This is a genomic window from Granulicella sp. dw_53, from assembly GCF_018449545.1.
Classification (GTDB): domain Bacteria; phylum Acidobacteriota; class Terriglobia; order Terriglobales; family Acidobacteriaceae; genus Edaphobacter.
Genome location: NZ_JAAVUR010000023.1, coordinates 39,991 through 60,295, shown reverse-complemented (window position 1 = coordinate 60,295; position 20,305 = coordinate 39,991). Strand labels below are relative to the sequence as shown.

The 20,305-nt window shown below is 61.8% G+C and carries 21 protein-coding genes; 7 read left to right on the top strand and 14 right to left on the bottom strand.

The genetic code is table 11. The annotated features are described in order from the left end of the window. The first annotated feature begins 7 nt into the window (after positions 1-7). From HB393_RS23410 to HB393_RS23395, 4 genes are read left to right on the top strand one after another with little or no spacing between them, the layout of a single operon-like run. A complete protein-coding gene (locus HB393_RS23410) occupies positions 8-937 on the top strand; it encodes a polyprenyl synthetase family protein (RefSeq protein ID WP_213807640.1) in 930 nt (309 codons plus the stop codon). A gap of 57 nt (positions 938-994) precedes the next feature. Continuing rightward, positions 995-2,029, top strand: a complete 1,035-nt coding sequence (locus HB393_RS23405) for a cytochrome D1 domain-containing protein (protein WP_213807639.1) — start codon at positions 995-997, stop codon at positions 2,027-2,029. A 28-nt stretch (positions 2,030-2,057) separates the two neighbouring features. Then, entirely contained in the window at positions 2,058-2,444 is a 387-nt protein-coding gene (locus tag HB393_RS23400) for an iron-sulfur cluster assembly protein (protein ID WP_213807638.1), read from the top strand. A 16-nt stretch (positions 2,445-2,460) separates the two neighbouring features. Next, entirely contained in the window at positions 2,461-3,255 is a 795-nt protein-coding gene (locus HB393_RS23395) for a class I SAM-dependent methyltransferase (protein WP_213807637.1), read from the top strand. A 189-nt stretch (positions 3,256-3,444) separates the two neighbouring features. Here the strand turns inward: HB393_RS23395 and HB393_RS23390 are convergent, their stop codons facing one another. Next, positions 3,445-3,588, bottom strand: a complete 144-nt coding sequence (locus HB393_RS23390; RefSeq protein WP_213807636.1) for a hypothetical protein — start codon at positions 3,586-3,588, stop codon at positions 3,445-3,447. After that, positions 3,585-4,358 carry a cytochrome c biogenesis protein CcsA gene (gene ccsA / locus HB393_RS23385; RefSeq protein ID WP_213807635.1) on the bottom strand — a complete coding sequence of 258 codons (774 nt, stop codon included), beginning with the start codon at positions 4,356-4,358 and terminating at the stop codon, positions 3,585-3,587. Before ccsA ends, HB393_RS23390 begins: the two co-directional genes overlap by 4 nt. Before the next feature lie 408 nt (positions 4,359-4,766). Between ccsA and HB393_RS23380 the strand changes: the two genes are divergently transcribed. Further along, positions 4,767-5,519, top strand: a complete 753-nt coding sequence (locus tag HB393_RS23380; protein WP_213807634.1) for a glucose 1-dehydrogenase — start codon at positions 4,767-4,769, stop codon at positions 5,517-5,519. A gap of 12 nt (positions 5,520-5,531) precedes the next feature. On the opposite strand, the gene HB393_RS23375 is transcribed toward HB393_RS23380, so the two are convergent. From HB393_RS23375 to HB393_RS23355, 5 genes are all read right to left on the bottom strand, one after another. Beyond that, positions 5,532-6,221 (bottom strand): heme exporter protein CcmB, encoded by a 690-nt coding sequence (locus HB393_RS23375; protein ID WP_213807633.1) that lies wholly within the window; start codon positions 6,219-6,221, stop codon positions 5,532-5,534. After that, positions 6,218-6,730 (bottom strand): Cys-tRNA(Pro) deacylase, encoded by a 513-nt coding sequence (gene ybaK, locus HB393_RS23370; protein WP_213807632.1) that lies wholly within the window; start codon positions 6,728-6,730, stop codon positions 6,218-6,220. The genes HB393_RS23375 and ybaK overlap by 4 nt, the downstream gene beginning before the upstream one ends. Continuing rightward, a complete protein-coding gene (ccmA, locus tag HB393_RS23365; RefSeq protein WP_345945403.1) occupies positions 6,727-7,431 on the bottom strand; it encodes a heme ABC exporter ATP-binding protein CcmA in 705 nt (234 codons plus the stop codon). The genes ybaK and ccmA overlap by 4 nt, the downstream gene beginning before the upstream one ends. Before the next feature lie 22 nt (positions 7,432-7,453). Next, the gene (locus HB393_RS23360) at positions 7,454-7,927 is read right to left on the bottom strand and encodes a cytochrome c maturation protein CcmE (protein ID WP_213807631.1); all 474 of its coding nucleotides are present in this window, start codon (positions 7,925-7,927) and stop codon (positions 7,454-7,456) included. 117 nt (positions 7,928-8,044) lie between these two features. Next, a complete protein-coding gene (locus HB393_RS23355; RefSeq protein ID WP_213807630.1) occupies positions 8,045-8,566 on the bottom strand; it encodes a DUF892 family protein in 522 nt (173 codons plus the stop codon). A gap of 313 nt (positions 8,567-8,879) precedes the next feature. Between HB393_RS23355 and thiC the strand changes: the two genes are divergently transcribed. Beyond that, positions 8,880-10,385, top strand: a complete 1,506-nt coding sequence (thiC, locus tag HB393_RS23350; protein ID WP_213807629.1) for a phosphomethylpyrimidine synthase ThiC — start codon at positions 8,880-8,882, stop codon at positions 10,383-10,385. A gap of 61 nt (positions 10,386-10,446) precedes the next feature. On the opposite strand, the gene HB393_RS23345 is transcribed toward thiC, so the two are convergent. The 5 genes from HB393_RS23345 to HB393_RS23325 form a co-directional block, all read right to left on the bottom strand. Then, positions 10,447-10,659 (bottom strand): hypothetical protein, encoded by a 213-nt coding sequence (locus HB393_RS23345; RefSeq protein ID WP_213807628.1) that lies wholly within the window; start codon positions 10,657-10,659, stop codon positions 10,447-10,449. Positions 10,660-10,947: 288 nt separating this feature from the next. After that, a complete protein-coding gene (locus tag HB393_RS23340; protein ID WP_213807627.1) occupies positions 10,948-13,173 on the bottom strand; it encodes a M28 family metallopeptidase in 2,226 nt (741 codons plus the stop codon). A gap of 128 nt (positions 13,174-13,301) precedes the next feature. Further along, entirely contained in the window at positions 13,302-13,694 is a 393-nt protein-coding gene (gene mscL, locus HB393_RS23335) for a large conductance mechanosensitive channel protein MscL (RefSeq protein WP_213807626.1), read from the bottom strand. A gap of 114 nt (positions 13,695-13,808) precedes the next feature. Further along, positions 13,809-15,455 (bottom strand): M28 family peptidase, encoded by a 1,647-nt coding sequence (locus HB393_RS23330; RefSeq protein ID WP_213807625.1) that lies wholly within the window; start codon positions 15,453-15,455, stop codon positions 13,809-13,811. A gap of 54 nt (positions 15,456-15,509) precedes the next feature. After that, complete coding sequence (locus HB393_RS23325) at positions 15,510-15,869, bottom strand: permease (protein ID WP_345945402.1); 360 nt, start codon at positions 15,867-15,869, stop codon at positions 15,510-15,512. Positions 15,870-16,064: 195 nt separating this feature from the next. Here HB393_RS23325 and HB393_RS23320 point away from each other — a divergent pair, with 195 nt between their 5' ends. Then, positions 16,065-17,867: a PD40 domain-containing protein gene (locus HB393_RS23320; RefSeq protein WP_213807624.1), complete on the top strand. Its 1,803-nt coding sequence runs from the start codon at positions 16,065-16,067 to the stop codon at positions 17,865-17,867. A gap of 202 nt (positions 17,868-18,069) precedes the next feature. On the opposite strand, the gene mtnA is transcribed toward HB393_RS23320, so the two are convergent. Together mtnA and HB393_RS23310 are read right to left on the bottom strand one after the other, a co-directional pair. Then, positions 18,070-19,137 carry an S-methyl-5-thioribose-1-phosphate isomerase gene (gene mtnA, locus HB393_RS23315; protein WP_213807623.1) on the bottom strand — a complete coding sequence of 356 codons (1,068 nt, stop codon included), beginning with the start codon at positions 19,135-19,137 and terminating at the stop codon, positions 18,070-18,072. A 426-nt stretch (positions 19,138-19,563) separates the two neighbouring features. After that, positions 19,564-20,250: an orotate phosphoribosyltransferase gene (locus tag HB393_RS23310; protein ID WP_213807622.1), complete on the bottom strand. Its 687-nt coding sequence runs from the start codon at positions 20,248-20,250 to the stop codon at positions 19,564-19,566. Positions 20,251-20,305 lie beyond the last annotated feature (55 nt).

Genomic DNA, 20,305 nt, shown 5'->3' with positions numbered 1-20,305 from the left:
AGACCTGATGCATCCCAAAGTCAAAGACCTGCTCGCCTCCGGCGCTCAACTCACCGACGCAGCCCTCGAACGCCTTCTGCCATCCCCTGACACGCTTCCGCACTCCATTCACCGCGCCATGCGCCACAGCACTTTTGCCGGCGGCAAGCGCCTCCGCCCCATCCTTTGCATGGAAGCAGCCCGCATGGTCGCCGGAGGAAAGGAGATCCCCGCAGGCGCAGCCGATCTAGGCGCAGCGGTGGAGATGCTCCATACCTACTCCCTCATCCACGACGATCTGCCGGCCATGGACGACGATGACCTCCGCCGCGGCCAGCCGACCTGCCACATCCTCTTTGGGGAGGCCATCGCCATCCTCGCGGGGGACGCCCTGCAGACCCTGGCCTTCCAGACGATTGCCTCTCTGCCCACGAATCCCGCTGCGGTCGTGGCCATCCTGCGCGACATCGCCCTCGCCGTGGGCACCGGTGTAGGCTCCAACAGCCCCTTGCCTCCGGGCATGATCGGCGGCCAGGTCGTCGACATCGAGTCCGAAGGGCAGCCTCCAACCGCGGAGCTGGTCGAATCCATTCACCGCGCCAAGACCGGAGCACTCATCACTACCAGCATCGTCTCTGGCGGCCTCTATGGCTCCGGTGGAGGCGAGTCTGTCGACACCATCGACCGCCTCCGTACCTTCGGCCAGAAGGCCGGCCTCGCCTTCCAGATCGTCGACGACGTGCTCGATATGACCCAAAGCTCTGCGGAACTCGGCAAGACCGCAGGCAAGGACACCGCCAGCATCAAGGCCACCTGGCCCGCCGTCTACGGGATCGACCAGTCCCTCAAAGACGCCGAGCAGCTTATCGCCGACGCCTTTGAAGCTCTCGCCCCCTTCGGCGATGCCGCTACTCCGCTCAAGTCCCTCGCCTTGTATCTGGTTGAGAGAAAAAATTAGCAGCGGCAAAGCCTGCCTCTATCCTGACGTCTTCTTCACCGTGTAAACTCGCGGCCTATGAAGATTCGCCTTGTCGCCGGCTCTCTGCTCTCCCTGGCTCTTGCATCCACCTGCGCCTGCGCTCAGGGCACGCTGCTCGTCGCCAACCAGAAGGATCGCACCCTCTCCGTTATCGACGCCGCCAGCGCCCATCAGACCGCGGCCATCGCGGAAGAGCGCATCACCGGGCACGAGGTAGCCGCCTCCCCCGACGGCCGCACCGCCTACCTCCCCATCTACGGCAACGCAGGAGTAGGCCGCCCCGGCACTGATGGCCACGAGATGCTCGTCATCGACATCGCCTCTCGCAAGATCATCAACACCGTCGACTTCGGCCACGGCGTCCGACCCCATCTGCCGGTCTACGACACCCACCGCAACGTGCTCTACGTCAGCACCGAGCTCGATCAGTCCATCACGGCCATCGATCCTAAGACCCTCAAGATCCTCTACACAATCCCCACTGGCGCGCCCGAGTCGCACATGTTCGCCCTCTCGCATAGCGGAAAATATGCCTACACCACCAACGTCGGGGCTGCCTCTGTCTCGGTCCTGGATCTTGATGCGCACAAGACCCTCGCCGTCATCCCTATCGGCTCGCCTGACAGCCTCAAGGTCCAGCGCATCTCGATCTCGAACGACGACAAGCTCCTCTTCACCTCCGACTGGAAGACGCCGCGCCTCGCGGTGATCGATACCTCGACTCGCAAGCTCAAGACCTGGGTCCCGCTCCCCGCGACCGGCTATGGCAGCGCTCCCACGCACGACGGCCGCTACCTCCTCCTCACCCTTCCGAACGCGGCTAAGCTCGCTGTCATCGATCTCGCCACGCTCACCATCGTCCGTACCATCGACGTCCCGAGCGCGCCGCAGGAGGTCCTGATCCGTCCGGATGGCAAGGTCGCCTATGTCTCCTGCAACGTCAGCCATCAGGTCGCTGCTGTGGACCTCACTACGTGGAAGGTCCAATCGATCATCGACGCCGGCAATGGAGCCGACGGTCTCGCCTGGGCCTCAACTCCCGCATCAGCCGCCGCCGGCGGCATCCACTAGCTCGCAGCAGCATCTATCATCAAGACAGATGCTCTCCACCGCCGACATTCAGGCTGCGCTCCGCGACTGCTACGACCCAGCGATCCCGTGCAACATTGTGGACCTCGGCCTCGTGCGAGAGATCGCCCTCGCGCCTGACCCTGACGCCCCCGGAGCCAACATCCCCGGAGTTCCTACGCGGTACAGCGTCATCGTTGCCGTTACGCCGACCACGAAGGACGAAGCTGCGGCAGCCCAGCTTTCGGCACAGATCCAGAATCGCCTCGCCGGGCTCGAACAGGTCTTTCGCTCCGAAGTCACCCTCATCGACGCTCCCGCCTGGACTCCGCAAAACATTACTCCGGCGGGCCGGCGACTCTTGGGTCTCGATGGCAATCCGAGCTTGATTCAGATCAGCCCCAAGGTCATCCGATGACCGTGTCCAGATGAGTATGCAAAGACCTACCCTTGTTCCGCCTAAGAAGCGCCCGCGCGATCTTCTCAAGCTCACCACCACACCTATTCATCCCTTTGATCTAGCTCATGGGGTTGACACCAGCGGGCTGGTTCCTGCCGCCAACCTCGTCACTGGCCACCCCAACGACGAGCATGTCACCGCCTACTACGGCGTTGCGCCCAGCATCCTCCGCAGCCTCATCGACCGCTGGCGTGAGTCTCCGCCGCCCCAACCGATCTACGACTACAGCTTCATCGACTTCGGTGCTGGCAAAGGCCGCGCCATGCTGGTTGCGACCGAGCTGCCCTTCCGCCAGGTCATCGGCATCGAGCTCAACCCCGACCTTGCCGTGATCGCTCAGCGCAACCTCGACCTCTGGCTCGCCGCCCACCTCGCTGACCCGACTGCCCCGCGCCTTGCTCCTACACGCCTCCTCCAGCAGGACGCCCTTACCTTCAAACTCCCCCTCGGACCTTGTCTGGCTTTCCTCTTTCACCCGTTTGAGGCACCTGTCCTAAGAACACTTCTCCGCCGCATCGAGACCCAGTTCGCCGCGCAGGTTGTTAAGCATCCCGACGTTCCTCCTGCGCTGGACATCCTCTACGTCAACGCGGAGTGCCGCGTCGTCCTGGATCACCACCCGGCGTTCACACGGCTCTTCCTTGGCTCTGTCCCTATGTCGCCTGAAGACCACGTTGCGGATCTGGCTGCCATCGCTGCCCAAAAGGAGTATGGATCAACCGGTGACGAGGAGTGCGCCATCTACCGTTACACGGGGCGTAAAGGCTAACTCTCCACAAATCGGGCAGCCGGGCTTTGGGGTGGGTGGAGGGAGCGACAACGGCGTTTCGGTTGGGAAAGAGTGCGGTTCGACTTGGAGTTTTGGGCTGGGGGAGGAAGGCGGTCGTGCTTCGCACGATACCCCACCCTATTTGCGATGAGACTGCAAATAGGGTGGGGCACCCGGGTTTGGGCGGGGTTAGGGTTGTGGGAGGGTGGGGTGGGTCCAGGCGTAGATGAGGCGAGCCAGATAGGCGGCCTGGACCAGGAGGACTCCGGCGTAGGTGTAGACGATGTGCTGGTGCTGCATGGTGGAGAGGTCGAAGATGGACTTCCAGGTCATTGGGGCTCCTCGAGGGATGCTTCGATGGTGCGGAGGGCTTGTTCCTGCTCGATGCGCTGGCGGCGGCGCTCGATGAAGAAGCGGAAGGCCATGATGAAGATGCCCCACATGAACCAGCCGGCCAGATTCCAGAGGACTGGGGGGTACATGCTGGGGTCGAGGCCAGATTTTTCTCCGCCAGCGAAGACCGGCGCGGGATGCTGGGTGCGCCACCAGCGGATCGACATGAAGACGATGGGAACGTCTACCGCGGCGAAGATGGCGAGCACCGCGGAGAGAGGCGCGATCTGTTCGGATGGGGCGAGCTTCCGGGTGAGGAGGTAGCTGACGTAGATCAGCCAGAGGATGAAGGAGCTCGTGAGGCGGGCGTCCCAGGTCCACCAGATGCCCCAGACGGGGCGGCCATAGAGCATTCCTGTAACCAGGAGAAGGGAGACGTAGAGGACAGTGACCTGAGCGGAGGCGAGGGCGAGGGCGTCAGCTCCAAGTGCTTTGAATGGGTTGCGATTGCGCAGGTAAAGATAGGCGATCGAGGCGATGAGATTGATGTACGGGAAGATCAGGCCAAGGATGGCGAAGGAAAGGTGGTAGTAGAAGATGCGCTGGACGTCGCCGAGTTCGCCGTCGGGTGGCGCGATGAAGAGGGCTTGACGGAAGCCTACGACGAGGACGGCTACGGTGGCTATGAACCAGAGAACTGCCGTATTTCGGAGCCAGGCGGGGGTGGCGAGGCTGGGGATGCGCCGTGTGGTGAGGGTGCGCTGGTCCATGAGAGTGCTCCAGACGATATTTTAGCTTGCTTGAAGATGCTTTGATGCCGGGACGTGCGTTATTCGATGCCGTTGGGGGTAGCGGTTTGTCTCCACCGGAAGTTCTGCGATGGGGTGAAAGGCGCGATCTTAGGGCAGGCGGGGTGGATTGTTCCAGATATTTTTCATCCGTTCTTGCCTTTGCCCTTGTCTCTTTCCTTTTGACTTGCGGGACGGGCAGAAAGATTCCTTTTGACTTGTGGGGCGGGGGCAGAAAGACCCGGCGCTTCGAGTGAATTAATGCGGGAATATTTTTCTGGTTTGAGTGTCTTCAACCACTGCACCAACGAACAAGTTCTTCGGGTGACCTCACATCTATGTGGAAGAAGGCACGAGCGACTTTCCTGGGCAAAAGAGAGGCGAGATCGTATGAGATTAAAGGGGAAGGTTGCCCTGATTACGGGTGGGAATAGCGGCATCGGATTGGCGACGGCCAAGAGATTTATTGCCGAAGGGGCGAAGGTCGCTCTTACCGGCAGGAGCCGGACGACTCTGGATGCGGCGGCGAAGGAACTTGGTCCAGAGGCGCTGATTGTGAAGGTGGACGTAACGGATCTTCCAGGGATGGAGCGATTTGTGGCGGAGACGGTGGAGCGGTTCGGCAAGCTGGACGTGGTGTTTGCGAATGCGGGGATCACTCAGAGGACACCGCTGGGAAGCACACCCTACGAACTCTTCGAGAAGATTCTGAACGTGAATGTGACCTCGACCTTCTTCCTGGTGCAGACTTGCCTGCCTTACCTCAGCCACGGGGCTTCGGTGATTCTCAGCAGTTCGATCCAGAACGTAAATGGCCGACCGGGCTTGTCCGCCTATGCGGCGAGCAAAGCTGCGGTGCGGACGATGGCGAGGGTGCTGGCTTCGGAGCTTTCTCCGCTTGGCATTCGAGTGAACGTGATCACTCCAGGATCGGTGGATACGCCTCTGTTGGATGCAGCGAATGGCGGGTCCTATAAGGCTTTGACGAGATCTATTCCGTTGGGCCGGGTGGGCCATGCGGCGGAGGTGGCCAACGCGGTGTTGTTTCTTGCGTCGCAGGAGTCTTCGTTTATTCAGGCGAGCGAGATTGTCATCGATGGTGGGGCGACGGGGGCGCCGTTGGGAGCTCCCATCTATCGCTAGATTTAGATAACGCTACTCGGCGTTGAGGATGGTCTCGAAGAGCAGGATGCAGAGGGTGGTGAAGATGATGTCGTAGACGGCGAGCTGCTTGATCCAAAGGCCGATCTGGATGGGGTCGATGTCGTTGGTGAGGATGCCGGTGGTGGACTGGACCATGGCGAGCAGCGCGGGCAGGGAGATGGGGAAGAGCAGCAAGGGCAGGAGGAGCTCGCGGTTGCGGGCGCGCAGGCCCAGAGCTGCGAAGAACGTTCCGTTGACAACCAGGGCCCAGGTGCCGAGCGGCAGAATGAGGGCGAGCAGGGCGACGTTTCCGAGGGCGTGAAGGTTGTAGAAGATGATGAAGATGGGGGCGAGGACGATCTCGACGCTGAGGACGAAGGCGAGATTGGCTAGGGCTTTGCCGAGGAAGAGCGCGGAGGCTGGCGAGGGGGCCATGCGCTGGGCGTCGAGGAGCTGGTTGCGCTGCTCGCGGGTCCAGGACTGGTTGAGCGCGGTGACGGAGGCGAAGAGGATGGCGACCCAGAGGACTCCGCCGGAGATTTGGCGGGTGGTGGTGGGGTAGGCGGTGGGGTCGAAGGCCAGGGCGAAGATGGCGACGACGAGGAGGGCGAAGAAGAGCATCCCGTTAATGGAGTCGCGGGAGCGCCATTCGAGGCGGAGGTCTTTGCGTAGGTGGTTGAGGAGATGGTGGAGATAGTTCATGGGGCCTCTCCGGGGCGGGGAGGAGCTTTGGTGAGGTCGGCGAGGGTGGCGGCGGTGGCGCGGAGGTAGTCGGCGGGGGTGAGGAGGATCTGGAGGCCGCGTTGTCCGGCGGAGACGGAGATGAGGTCGAAGAGCTCGATGGCCTCGTCGACGAAGGCGGGGAAGGGCTTGCGGGCGGCCATGACGGTGACTCCGCCACGGATGTATCCGGTGAGCGGCTCGACCTCTTTGAGGGAGACGAGTTCGGTTTTTTTGGCTCCGGCGGCGTGAGCTAGTTTTTTTAGGTCGAGCTCGGAGTCGCCGGGGATGGCGGCGAATACGTGGTCGCTTGTATTGGTGTGGGCTACGAGGGTTTTGAAGACCTGTTCAGGAGGAAGGTTGATTTTGTGGGCTACGGAGATGGCGGTGAGGTCTTCGGGGTCGACCTCGTAGGCGCGGAGCTCGTAGGCGATGTTGAGGGAGTCGAGGAAGCGGGCGGCGTTGGTCTTTGCGGGCGAACTGGTCTTCACGCTGCGGCCTCGGTGCTGGAGGCGATCTGACCGGCGAGCATGGTGATGGTGCGGTCGGCGAGGGACTGGGCGAGGTGGGCCTGATGGGTGGTGAGGAGGATGGTGCGGGCGGTGCCGGAGGGGTGGGGCCAGGTGCGGAAGTCGGCGAGGAGCTCGACCATCTGGTGGGCGGAGGCGACGTCCAGGTTGGAGAAGGGCTCGTCGAGGAGGAGGATCTCGGGGTCGGACTGGAGGACGCGGGCGAGGGAGGCGCGCTGACGCATGCCTTGCGAGTATTGGCCGACGGTGCGGGTGAGGGCAGGGTCGAGGCCGACGGCGCGGAGGGCCATCTCGGGGGAGCCGACGCAGGCGCATTTGCCGACGCTGTAAAGGCGGGCGAAGTAGTTGAGGTTTTCGAGGGCGGTGAGCTCGTCGTAGAGCATGGGGGCGTGGCTCATGTAGGCGATGCGGCGGCGTTGTTGCTGGGGGGATTGGGAGAAGATGCTGACGGTTCCGCGGGTGGGGGTGATGAGGCCGGCGAGGACGCGGAGGAGTGTGGATTTTCCAGCGCCGTTTTCGCCGAGGATCATGGTGCAGGAGCCGGCGTTGAAGGTGGCGGAGAGGTTGCGGAGGGCGGCGAATCCGCCGTAGATGCGGGAGACGGAGTGGAGCTCGGCGGCGATGATGGGGGCGCTAGAGATGGGCTGCGCGGTCATCGGCATCGGTTATCGGCATCAATCGAGTTTAGCGGGTGCGGGGAAGTGCCGTGGCGGTGGTGGTGGGCTTAGCCATTCCGTTGGGCGTTGCGCCGGGGGCTGCGGGGGCGTACTTGGAGGCGCACTTGGCCTGGAGCTGGGTGGCGTGGAAGACGCCGTCTTTGCCGTAGGTTCCGACGGCGAGGGCCTGGGCGTCGTCCTTGAAGGTGTCGGGTGGGGGCTCTGTGCCCTGGTAGCTGACCTGGAGGGAACGGCCCTGTTCGAGGAGCTGGAAGGTGGCGGAGGTTCCGACGCGGTGGATGCTGCCCGGGGCGACGTTTCCGGCGACGCGGAGATGGCGGACGTAGGCCTTGCTGCCCATGGCGTTGAGCTCGGAGATGGTGACGTAGTAGCTCTTGTTGTCGCGTACGCCGGTGAAGGTGAGCCAAGCGACGGCGGCCAGGATGATGACGGTGGCGACGATGATCTTTGTGGGGCTCTTGGTGTTGGCGGCGGTAGGCATAAGTGTCGCTTTTAAGTCTACGCCAGAGAGGGGAGTTCGTGCGATGGGCATTTTAAAATGCCACAAGGCAGAACCTCGACGGGGAGGTCCTGCCCTGCGGTGGTGAAAAGGTGGAGGTTATGCCTGGACGGGAGCGTTGACCTCGGCGGTGGTGTTGAGGGTGTCGGAGAGCTCGGTGAGGAGCTCGTCGGCGTTTTTTTCTTCGTCGAGGATGGACTCGAGGATGTCAGCGTGGCCGTCGAGACCGATAAGCTCGGCCCAGTTGCGGAGGGTTCCGTAGACGGCAATCTCGTGGTGCTCGACCTGCTGGGCAGCGCCGATGAGGGCGACGTCGAGGACGTAGGGATCGGTGACGTCTTTGATGGTGTCCTCGGCCTCGGTGATGAGAGCTCCGATGACCTTACAGGTGGTGGTGGAGGCGTCGCCGGTGGCCTCGCGGAGGAGGCTTTCGACCTTGAGGGCGTGGCCCTGGGTCTCGACGAGGTGGTTGGAGAAGGCCTCGGCCAGCTCGGGATCGGAGGCGCTATCGATCATCTTGGGAAGCGCGCCGGTGATCTTCTGCTCCATGTCGAGGGCTTTCTGGAGATTGTCAATGTAGAGAGAGCGGAGGTCTTCGATGTTTGCGGAAAAGATCTTCATGTAGTTCTCCTGGCGGGTTGTCGAGTTCTAAGAGGTTTGGGCGCGGGTCTGCGTTGACCGCGCGTCGACTCGAATTCTTTTCTGCTTCTCTATAAGTTTTTTTGTGAGCTGGTAGGGAGGCCGTCCACCCTCGCTCACTGTCCTGCTCGTTCTGTCTGGGTTGGATGCAGAGGTTGTGTGAGGGTTGTGCGGCGGTTGTGAAAGGTTCGCGAGATGAAAGAGCGAGGTGAGGACGAGGTGAGGCCCTCTGCAGGGTCCGGGACAAGCATCGTATACTTCTGCTTAGATAACAGCGTTCGCAGGGGGCTTCTAAATGAGCGGAAATGGTAACGGCACGGGTTTTAACGGCAACCACCAACACGTCCAGGGAAATGGATCCAACGGCAACGACTACAGAGTGCCGACGGGACGGGCGGAGTGGATCGTAAAGCGCAAGGCTGAGGCCGCGCGGACGGGCGACACGAACATGTCGCAGATGCACTTTGCGCGCAAGGGGATGATCACCGAGGAGATGGCTTACGTGGCGCAGCGGGAGAAGATCTCGGCTGAGCTGGTGCGGAGCGAGGTGGCGAAGGGGACGATGATCATCCCGGCGAACATCAACCACGTCGAACTAGAGCCGATGGCGATTGGGGTGGAGTCGCTGTGCAAGATAAACGCGAATATCGGGAACTCGGCACTGGTGTCGAATGTGGATGAGGAGCTGAGGAAGCTGCATACGGCGGTCCACTATGGCGCGGATACGGTGATGGATCTTTCGACGGGCGGAGATATTCCGATGATCCGGGAGCAGATTCTGCGGCACTCGCCGGTGCCGATCGGGACGGTGCCGCTGTATGAGGCGCTGAACCGGGTGAAGCGGCTTGAGGATTTGAATATCGATGTGTACATGGAGGTGCTGGAGGAGCAGGCGCAGCAGGGGGTCGACTACTTTACGATCCATGCGGGCGTGCTGATCCAGTACGTGCCGATGGTGGCGAAGCGCATCACCGGCATTGTGAGCCGGGGTGGGGCGATCATGGCGCAGTGGATGACGCATCATCATAAGCAGAACTTTTTGTATGACAACTTCGACCGGATTACGGAGTTGATGGCCCGGTATGACGTGAGCTACTCGCTGGGCGATGGGCTGCGGCCGGGTTGTCTGGCGGATGCGAGCGACGAGGCTCAGTTTGCCGAGCTGAAGACGCTGGGCGATCTGACGCGGCAGGCATGGAAGTCGGATGTGCAGGTGATGATCGAAGGGCCGGGGCATATTCCGATGGACCAGATCAAGCTGCAGGTGGATAAGGAAGTGGAGCTTTGCGATGGGGCTCCGTTCTATGTGCTGGGGCCGCTGGTGACGGATATCGCTCCGGGGTATGACCACATCACTTCGGCGATTGGCGCGGCGATGATTGGGTGGCATGGCGCGGCGATGCTCTGCTATGTGACTCCGAAGGAGCACCTGGGACTGCCGAACGAGAAGGACGTGAAGGACGGGATTATCGCGTACAAGATCGCTGCTCATGCGGCGGATGTGGCGCGGCACCGGCCGGGCGCGAGGGATCGGGATGATGCGATCTCGCATGCGCGGTACACGTTCGATTGGGACAAGCAGTTTGCGCTGTCGCTGGACCCGGAGACAGCACGGAGTATGCACGACGAGACGCTGCCGGATGACTACTACAAGGAAGCGGCGTTCTGCAGTATGTGCGGGCCGAAGTTCTGCAGCATGAACTGGTCGAGCAAGGTCGATGAGTTCAATGCCAAGGAGCATGGGCTGAAGAAGCCAGACCTGACGCAGATTGTTACGGAGCAGATGGCTTTGAGAGGATAGCTTCCAAGGCTAAAATAAACACGACGAAGGCCGCTTCTGTTTGGGAGCGGCCTTTTGTTGTTTAACGGGTCTGCGTGTATTTCTGTGGAGTCGGGGCCTGAGCCACGAACTTGGCGCGACGGGAGCGGACGGGGCTTCTGTGCGCGTCGTTGGAGGCTATGAATGGATCGGATGCAGGGGGCCGGTCGAGCTGAACGGCGCTGAAGTTGAAGGTCATGCCGGCGACGCGGACCAGGAGATGGTGAGGTTTGGGCAGACAGCAAGTATCCCGCAAGTGATCCGCAGGAAAATTAGAGAGAATCCTTTTCCTCCTTGCCAGAGCGCATGGCGAGAAGGGCGGGAGCGATGATCATACCGAGAAATACCAGGGCGAGAACCAAATCATGAACCATAGGGATACTCCTTAGGAGCGGCCTTTATGACCGTCTGTTGGAGTAATGATCGGACGAGCGGCGTATGGATGACATAGCACTTCGGGCGGGAGGGGTAGCACTAAAGTTGTAGCGGGGGAGGGAGAGGGATTAGGGGTTAGCTTGCGGTTCATGGTGCGTGACTTGTTGGGTTATTTTGTTGCGGTTTCCAGGATGGTGGCGGAGCGGTTCAGGGCCTGGGCTAGGATGGCTAGCTGGGTTTGGGCGCGGGGGGCGTCGGGGACGTCGATGGCTTCGTTGACGCCGGGGATGACGACGGCGGCGTATCCGGTGAATTCTCCGGGGGCGTAGATGAGGTGTTTGTACCAGGGGCGTTTGGGCAGGCCATCGGGGTTGAGCAGGGCGGTCTCGGCTTCGCGGAGGGCTTGATTGAGGCGGGCGGCGTTTGCGGGAGGAGTGGACTGGAGCGCGCGGATCGCGGTTCCGGCGGCGGCGAAGCGTTGGGCCGCGTTGAGGGCGGCGGTGAAGTCGAGGTTGAGGCTGGCAGGCTTGGGCTCGATGTGGGCTGGGGTGTTTGATTCCTGTGGGGTCTGCGGGGAGTTGGCGCGTTTGCGGGCATCTTCGAGGTAGGCGAGGATCTCTTTGCCGTAGAGATCGTAGTCGTAGGGGAGGACGTCGGCGTCGGCCATGTGGATGATCTCAAGGCCGAAGACGCGAGCCTGCTGCTGCTCGTAGACGAAGGTTGGGTCGGCGAATTTGATGAACCAGTTGTAGTTGTCGAAGGCGGAGTGATAGACGCCGTAGGGTCCGTCGGAGCCGATATCAGTGGAGGGGATGCCGAAGTGCTGGATGAAGGGGGTGTAGTCGGAGCCGGAGCCGAGGTCGCCGACACGGACGTCGTTGCCGATGTGGTGGTTGGAGTGAGAGGCGCCGTGGCCGCGGCGTTCGCGGTTCTCTTCCTGCCATGTCTTCCACTGGTCGTAGACGGTGCCGCCGGCGGGACTGGGGACCTGGCGGGTTACGTCGCGGACGAACTGTTTGAGCGAGGGAATGGCGGCCGCAGAGAAGGTTGGGCCGGAGACGGCGACATCGGTGTTGATGTAGGCGACGGCGTGGGAGAGGCTTTTGGCGTTGTCCTCGGTCCATTCGGTGGAGCCGATGAGGCCCTCTTCTTCGGCGTCCCAGGAGCCGATGACGATGCGGCGTTTGGGACGCCAGCCCTGCTTGAGGAGCTCGCCTAGTCCGTGGACGGATTCGAGCATGGCGGCGGTGCCGGAGTTGGGATCGACGGCTCCGAAGACCCAGGCGTCGCGGTGGTTTCCGGCTACGACCCAGTTGTCTTTCTGGGCAGGGTCGGAGCCTTCGATGGTGCCGATGACGTCCCAGATGGTGCGGAGAGCGATGTCCTGCTTGAGGCGCATGTGAACGGTGACTTGGGTGGAGGGATCGCTCGAGCCGAGGTGGTATGCGAAGGGAAGGCCTCCCTGCCAGTCGCGGGGTGAGTTTTTGCCGGCGAGGGCGTGAAGGATGGGGGCGGCGTCCTTGTAGGAGATGGGATTGGAGGGGATGGAGGGCTGGTTGTTCTGGAGCCGGTCGGCGGGGATGCGTTTGGAGTCGGGGAGATCAGGGGTGGAGGCAATGCCGGGGGTCTCGGGGTCGCCGGGGTAGATGGGGAGGAACTGGACGGAGCCGCGCTGGACGGCGGAGTCGGGGCGATAGGGACCCAGGGGATAGACGTCGCCGCGGAAGTAGCCGTCGTCGGAGGGGTCTGAGTAGATGAGGATGCCTTTGGCGCCGTACTGCTGGGCGATGTAGGCCTTGACGCCGCGGAAGTTGCCGCCGTAACGGACGAGGACGATCTTGTCCTTGATGGAGATGCCGAATTTGGTGAGCTCCTTGAAGTCGGCGAGGGTACCGTAGTTGGCGTAGACGACCTCGCCGGTGACATCTCCGGAGGGAGAGGAGCCGTGGAAGGCAGGGAGGATGCGGGGATCGTTCTGGAAGGGATCGCCGCCGAAGAGGTTGGGGTCGACGCGCTCGGGGGAGGGGCCGGACATGAGCTTCCTACCGCGGGAGTCGAAGGCTTCGATCAGGATCTCGACGGGCTTGTTGAGGAGGACCTTATAGGGGACGATTTTGGTGTTGAGGCCTGCGGCCCTGAACTTATCCGCGATGTAGAGGGCGGTGGCGTAGTCCTCGGGTGAGCTGGCCCAATGAGGGGCGGCGGTGAGGACTTTGAGGTGCTGTCCGGCGAGGGCGGCATCGGGCACGGCGAGAAAGGCGGCGTCCCATTTGGCCTGCTGGGAGAAGTCGCGGAAGCCGAAGACCTGAGGGACCGAAGACTGAGAGAGCAGAGCCGTAGGAGCGGAGACGCAAAGAGCGAGGGCTGCGGATAGGACGCGGCGGGGAAGGGGCAAGGGGGCTCCTGAGGCTAGGTGTAGTCAGGATAGCGGAAATATACGGGAGGACGCGGGTACTCCAAGCAAACCGCAGATTCTGCAACTCGCCTCTTACGATACAAGCTGTTCGATGCCCGGAGAGGAACTTAGATTGGCTGGGTGCAGAACTTGCAACGGGTCGCGGTGAGGGGAACGTCGCTGAGGCACTGAGGGCAGGGCTTGGTAGAGGCGGCTTCGGGGCCTTTGATCTTGGAGAGCAGATAGTTCAGCGGCAGGACGATGAGGAAGTAGACGATGCTGGCGGTGATGACGAAGGAGATGGTGGCGTTGAGGAAGTTGCCGTAGTGGATGGGCGTGCCGCGGAGATGGATGTCGAGATTGCCGAAGTCGGGCTTGCCAGCGAGAGCGGCGATGAGCTGGCCGACGATGTCCTTGGTGAAGGAGGCGACGATGGAGTTGAATGCCGCGCCGATCATGACGGCGACAGCGAGGTCGACGACGTTGCCGCGCAGGATGAAGTCGCGAAAGCCCTTGAGCATGAGTGGATCTCCTTAGCGGTGGATGTTACTCGTGTGTTGTCTGTGTCGTATCTGTTCCGATGAAGGAGTATATCGGAGGGTTGGACGAAGGAGGGATGAAACTGACTGAATGTCTCAATGGCACTTTTCTAATTTTCCATCTGTCGTAGTGCAGCCGGGTGGAATGGGAGTTTTGGGAGCGGGGGCGTAGGAGCTGGATTGGGACCAGGAGGGACGGTCCGAGGTGTTGGCGATGGTGATGGCGAGGTCCGCATAGAACTGATTGAAGGTGGCGGCTGCGTTCCAGTCGATGGGCGTGGCGAGGTCGTCCTGGGGCTTGTGGTAGCGGCGTGCGTACCAGTCGCGGTAGATGATCTCCTCCTTCGAGCCGCGGTCGTAGCCGAAGATGAAGCTGGCGATGGGAACGCCTATGCGGACGAAGTTGTAGTTGTCTGCGCGGCGAAAGAGGTTGCGCTCTGGCTCGAGGTCGGGGCGGAGCTCGATGTTGAACTTCGCGGCTACGGTGCGGGCGGTGTCGCCGAGGGTGGAGTCGGTGATGCCTTCCATGGTGAGGATCTTAAGCGGAAAGATGGGGCGGAGCTGGTCAAGGTTCAGGTCGGCGACGATGTTTGCGACGGGAACAGTCGGGTGCGTGGTGAAGTATGCGGAGCCGAGGAGACCTTTCTCTTCGCCGGTGAAGATGCAGAAGAGAAGCGAGCGGCGCGGGTGGTCTTTCTGGGAAAGTGTGTTTTGATTCTTGGCGATTTCGATGAGGAGGGCGACGTAGGCCGCGTCGTCGAGGGTGCCATTGTAGAGCTTGTCGCCGAAGACTGGGGTTCCGTAGCCGTAGCCGTCGAGATGGGCGGAGAGGGCGACGTACTCGGGGGCGAGGGTGGGGTCGGAGCCGGGGAGGACGGCGAGGATGTTGGGGGAGGAGATGTCTTTGCTGTGGGTGACGAGGTGGAGGCTTAAGGTGGCGTTGAGGTCGAGCGGGGTGAGGGGTGTGCCGTGTTCTCCGGCTTCGAGGATGGGGGCGAAGGCTTGGGTGGTGGAGGCGAAGAGCTTGGGGGCAGACTCGGCGCTGATGCGCAGGGCTATGGGGGCGGTTGAGGGCGCGGCGGTTGGGCTATTTGTGAGGGTGACGGTACGGGCGTAGGCGGCGGGCCAGTGGGTGGGTTCGGTGGCGGCGGGGTTGTCGATGGAAAGGGTAGCGAGGGCGCCTGCTTGAGCGAGGGCTTTGGTGCGGCGGGGGGCGAAGGTGTCGCGGTCTGCGGGGGAGAGTCCGGCTGGGGTGTTGTTGAAGAAGACGGCGATCTTGTTGTGGAGGTCCTGGCCGGGAGTGGGCAGGCCGTAGCCGAGGAAGATGAGCGCGCCGGTGAGGTCTGCGGGGAGGGATTCGCGCGGAGCGAGGGTGACTTCTTCGAGGAGGTGGAGCGGGGTGGGCTTTGCTGCGGCTTGCGAGGCGGCGGTGAGAGTTACGGTGGACTGCGAGGTGTCGAGGTCGACCTGGTGCATGGGGACTGTTTGGAAGAAGGTGCCGTTGTCGCCTGCGGCTTTGAGGTGAGCGCTGCTGAACTGAGCGGCTACGTACTTGGCGGCGCGTTCGTAGGCTTCGGTGCCGGTGTCGCGGCCCTCCATGGAATCGCCGGAGAGGGCGGTGGTTTGGGCCCACCAGGCGGCGGTGGCTGGTGTGGGGTGCTGCGGAGATTGGGCAGGGAGAGATGTCTGGATGAGGGTGCTGAAGAGCGCAAGTGAGACAGCGAGGGTTTTGTCTGGGCGCACGAAGGGTCTCCGGGGGATGAGGTGATTGTAGTACGAGGCCGATGCTGGGAGGCGCTAGGTGCTGGAGGCCAGCCATGCCATGTAGGGGTAGAGGAGGAAGAAGACGATCATGCCGACGACCATAATGTCCATGTAGATGCAGAGGATCACGCCGGCGTGGTAGTAGCTCCAGCGGGATTGCATGCAGCGGACGGTGTCGGCGGTGCCGATGCTGGCGACGATGGCGGGAAGGATGAGGAAGAGGGTGCGGCGGTTGTTGGGGAAATCGGAGAGAAGGAGGGCGGCGGCGAGCGAGAGCAGAACCAAGGCGCTGGCGCGGACGAGGGAGTGGCGGCGGAGATTGAAGAGGTCTCGACGGATGGTGGAGAGGTAATAGGCGGTCTGGGAATGCGCGGGGGTGCGAGGGGGCTCCACCTCTCTAGGATAGGCGCGAGAGTGGATTGGCGCTATGTAGGCATCATGCCCAATGCCGAAAATCGCATGTCTCGGTTCCAGATCTAGTTTTGCGGCCTTTTTGATGGATATGGGGAATACGTCACAGGTTGAGATGTCTTTTAGCCATAACAGATAACAAGAGTGTGCCGTACCGCAGACTAAGGAGGTCTTCAGATGATTCGTAGAAGTTTTGTTGTCGCAGGTCTGTGGGGTACGCTGATGTGTGTCGCTCAGGCGCCACCGCGCTCTAGTTCGCAAGAGGTGCTGGTCTTTCAGCAGCCCGAGAACAATTGGTTTCTGGGATACTATGCGCCGGTGGTTCTTTCCCCGGATGCAACTGGGGCCCTCTTTGGACGCGGTCCTGGAAGGGTGCATCTCTTCGCATTACCGACAGGCAGTGGAGAGGACACGAAGCTTACGGCAGGTCTCGATAGCGTTGATAGCGCGGTGTTCTGCGGTCTCGGCACTCCGGGACTGGCGCGCCACGGGAGCCACGGAGACGAGCATGGTTGGTTTCTGCCTGGGCGTGAATCGGACCGAGTCTCAAGTCTCCCCGCGGGTGCAATGGTGGGGTGTTCTCTCGACGGGAGCACGATCGCTTCCTTCGATCCGAGTGCGCCGGATCATGGGCTCTCTTTGGGGCCGCGTGATCACTCTCGCAGCTACAATCCCGCTGGATCCGTGATCGCCATGGCCTTCTCCGCCGACGGCAAAGTGTTTTATTACCTGGCGCGCGACAGCAAGGGCGTATCGTCGCTCTCCAGAGTGGTTGTCGATACAGGCGAGACGAAGGTGGTCGCCGACCGGCTCGATGGCAGCTCCCAGGGAGGGCAGATTGCACTGTCCCCGGATGGCAAGAGCGCCTATATGGCGCTGTCGTCGGACAAAGCGCCGGACGACAGCATGCGTCACCAGCCACACGTCGACCGATGGCTCAAGATCTACAAGATGGATCTCAACACTGGTAGCGTTCGCCTCGTGGTGGCCACTCCAGGAAGGGACAATACGGGACCTGTCATCGCGGACGGCAACTTGTACTGGACTCGCTCTTTGATAAACGATTCCATCATCACTCTTCCAAGGGAAGGAGGAGCCGTTACGGAGTTGATCCCAGGTGGCCAGATTCCGATGTGGAATCGGAGCGGAACAAAGATCGCATATTTTTTCGGCGACGTACGCATGGCAGACTTTCCCATGGACCTCGATGACGGCGTGGTCGGGGTTGGTGCGGAAGGAAACCGGAGCTCAGAACCTTCCGTGATCGTCTCCGGCTATCACGAGGATTTTCCCCCTGATTGGTCGCCGGACGGCAAATGGATCGTCTTTCATTCTCATCGTTCCCCGGGACCTGTGCCGGGGCCTCGGAGTCCGGGGAGCACCGATGATCTCTATCTCCGGCGTGCTGACGATGTGCACGCACCGGAGATCCGGCTGACAAACTTTGGTTTGGAGACTGGACCTGGGTACTGGTCTCCGGATGGCCAGAAATTATTGATGCTCTCGGAGCAGCGCGGAGGGGCGCCGGGTATCAGTAAACTTTGGGTGCTTACGCTGGATACCCAGAAGGCGGTCGTGCTCACAACGGAGATGCTGTCGCTCCCGACGACTCGGAGTGTTCTGTGGGCGATGTGGTCGCCGGACGGAAGAGAGATCGCCGTGGAGGATGATCGTGGCGCTGGAAAGCGAACTTTGTGGATCGTTCAATCTGACGGTTCGCATCCACAGAAGGTGCTTGATTATGAAGACACCGCCTACGGTGGTCTGGATTGGTCCCACGATGGAAAAAGCATTGTTTATAGCGGGCTGGCTGGTGATCGAATGCAGCTCTTCTCCATTTCCCGGACAGGAGGTGTGCCGCAGCAGTTGACTCACGACTCCGGCAACTTGATGCATCCGCGTGTCTCCCCCGACGGACTCCGCATCGCTTGCACTCGCGAGACGCAAGCAAAACAGATCTGGCGGCTTCCGTTGAACTGACGTTTGTTCGTCGAGTCGATACGTTCTCTTGATTCCACGGAGAGACGCGGCCCAGCGGTCGACTCCATATTTAGCTTCTCGTGGTTTTGTTAAGCATCAAGGCGCCATCCTTTTCCGTAAGGAACAGATGGCGCCTTGATGCTCTCGAGAGGGAGGGTTTTATTCGTCTGGTGCCTTGTCCTCGGGGCACTGATCGAAGCGATCAGGCGGGGAGGAGTTCGGGAGCGGTCTGCTTGTTCATCTGTTGGATGGATTCGGTGAAGGGACCGCGGAGGACGCCGCGCTCGGTGATGATGGCGGTGATGTATTTGGCGGGGGTGACGTCGAAGGCGGGGTTCTCGATGCCTACGCCGGTGGGGGTCATCTGCTTGCCGTTGGAGTGGGTGACCTCAGTGGCGGCGCGCTGCTCGATGGGGATGAGGTCGCCGGAGGCGGTCGCGATGTCGATGGTGGACCAGGGCGCGGCGACGTAGAAGGGGATGCCGAACTCCTTGGCGAGGATGGAGACGCCGTAGGTGCCGATCTTGTTGGCGGTGTCGCCGTTGGCGGCGATGCGGTCCGCGCCTACGATGACGGCCTGGATGCGACCCTTGGACATGAGGTGGGCGGCCATGTTGTCGCAGAGGACGGTGGTGGTGATGTCGTCCTTCATGAGCTCCCAGGCGGTGAGGCGTGCGCCTTGCAGGAAGGGGCGGGTCTCGTCGGCGAGGACGTCGATCTTGTGGCCGGCCTCGATGGCGGCGCGGATGACGCCGAGGGCGGTGCCGTAGCCGCAGGTGGCGAGGGCTCCGGCGTTGCAGTGGGTTAGGACGGTGCCCTCCTGGGGCAGAAGCGATGCGCCGTTGGCCCCCAATTGTTTGCAGGAGGCGATGTCCTCGTCGTACATGCGGCGGGCCTTGGCGATGACGGCGGCTTTGATCTCGGGAATGGGAGTGTTCTTTGCTGCGAGCTCGTTATAGAGGTTGCGGACTTCGTCGATGCCCCAGAAGAGATTGACGGCGGTGGGGCGGGTCTCGGCGAGGGTCTTGGCAATGACGGCGACCTCGGCGGTGAGGGTGGGGAGGTCGGTCGCGGTGCTGCGATCGATGCCGATGGCTACGCCCATGGCGGCAGAGACACCGATGGCTGGAGCTCCACGGACGATCATGTCGCGGATGACGGTGGCGACCTGCTTGTAGTCGGTCGCCAGTACGTAGGTCTCTTCGAGGGGGAGTTTTGTTTGATCGAGGAAGTTAACGCCGGTGGGGAGCCATTCGAGTGTCGGAATCATTCGTTAAGTTTAGACGAAGTGACGATTAAGGATGACGGTCTACAGTGATCCGTCAGGCTCCGGACGGACCACCCTGGGTGAGCTGATGTGGCGTGAGGCGTAGAAGCGACGACCACATTCGCGGCATCGAAACGGGAGAAGGTGGAAGGGGGATAAGAGATAATCCAACGTTGTGCGGTGTGCGCGGCCCACCTGGGATGATTTGCAGCCCGGACAGTCTTTGATGGTGCTCATAAGGAGACGTTAGACCTTCATGGGATCAAAAGAAAGGTACAGATGGATAAATTCACAGATGAGTTCTGGGAAAGAAAGTTGATAAAGTGCTGCGCAACCGGAATTGGCAGTGAAACTGCCACATTGAGGCGCAGCGCAGGTCCTTATTGATCACCTCTGAGTAAATTCTTTTTCATCGGGTCCGTTTGCCGGTCAAGGGCGTTGCAAGGCTAAGTGGGCGGTGCGGACGTCGGTGGCGGTGAAGGCGGCGAGAAAGGGGGCGGTGGGGTCGTTGGGGTCGTTGAGGGCTGCTTCGATGCGGGCGCGGCCGCCTTGTTCTCGGTCTACGAGGCAGAGGACGGCGGCGACGGTCATTCCGGCCTCGCGGGCGGCCTCGATGGCGGTGATGGTGGAGCCTCCGGTGGTGCAGACGTCGTCGACGATGACGACGCGGGCTGCGGGGCGCAGGAAGCCCTCGACGCGGCGGCCGGTGCCGTGGGTCTTTTCTGCTTTGCGGACGAGAAAGCCGTGGATGAGGGTGGGAGCGGTGGCGGCGTCTTCGCCGAGGTCCTGGTCGAGGTCTTCGTTGGGGATGAGGGCAGCGAGCTCGGCTTGATCGTGGACGGCCCAGGCGCTGGCGGAGGCGGTGTTGGAGACGAGGGGATCGGCTCCCATGGTGAGGCCGCCGACGGCTTCGATGGTCTCGGGGTGCGGAACCTGCTCGCGGATGAGGTCGTAGAGGACGAGCCCGGAGAGGCGTCCGCCCTCGGCGTGGAGGGTGGTGATGCGGCAGTCGATGTAGTAGTCGGACTTCTGGCCGCTGGCGAGGGTGAAGTCGCCGAGCTTGAAGGAGTGGGTGGCGATGAGGTCGAGAAGGTCGGCGCGGTTGTCGGCTGGCATGGTCTTGTCGATTCTAGGGGGCGCTTGGTCAAGCGTCAAAATCGAACGTCCTGGT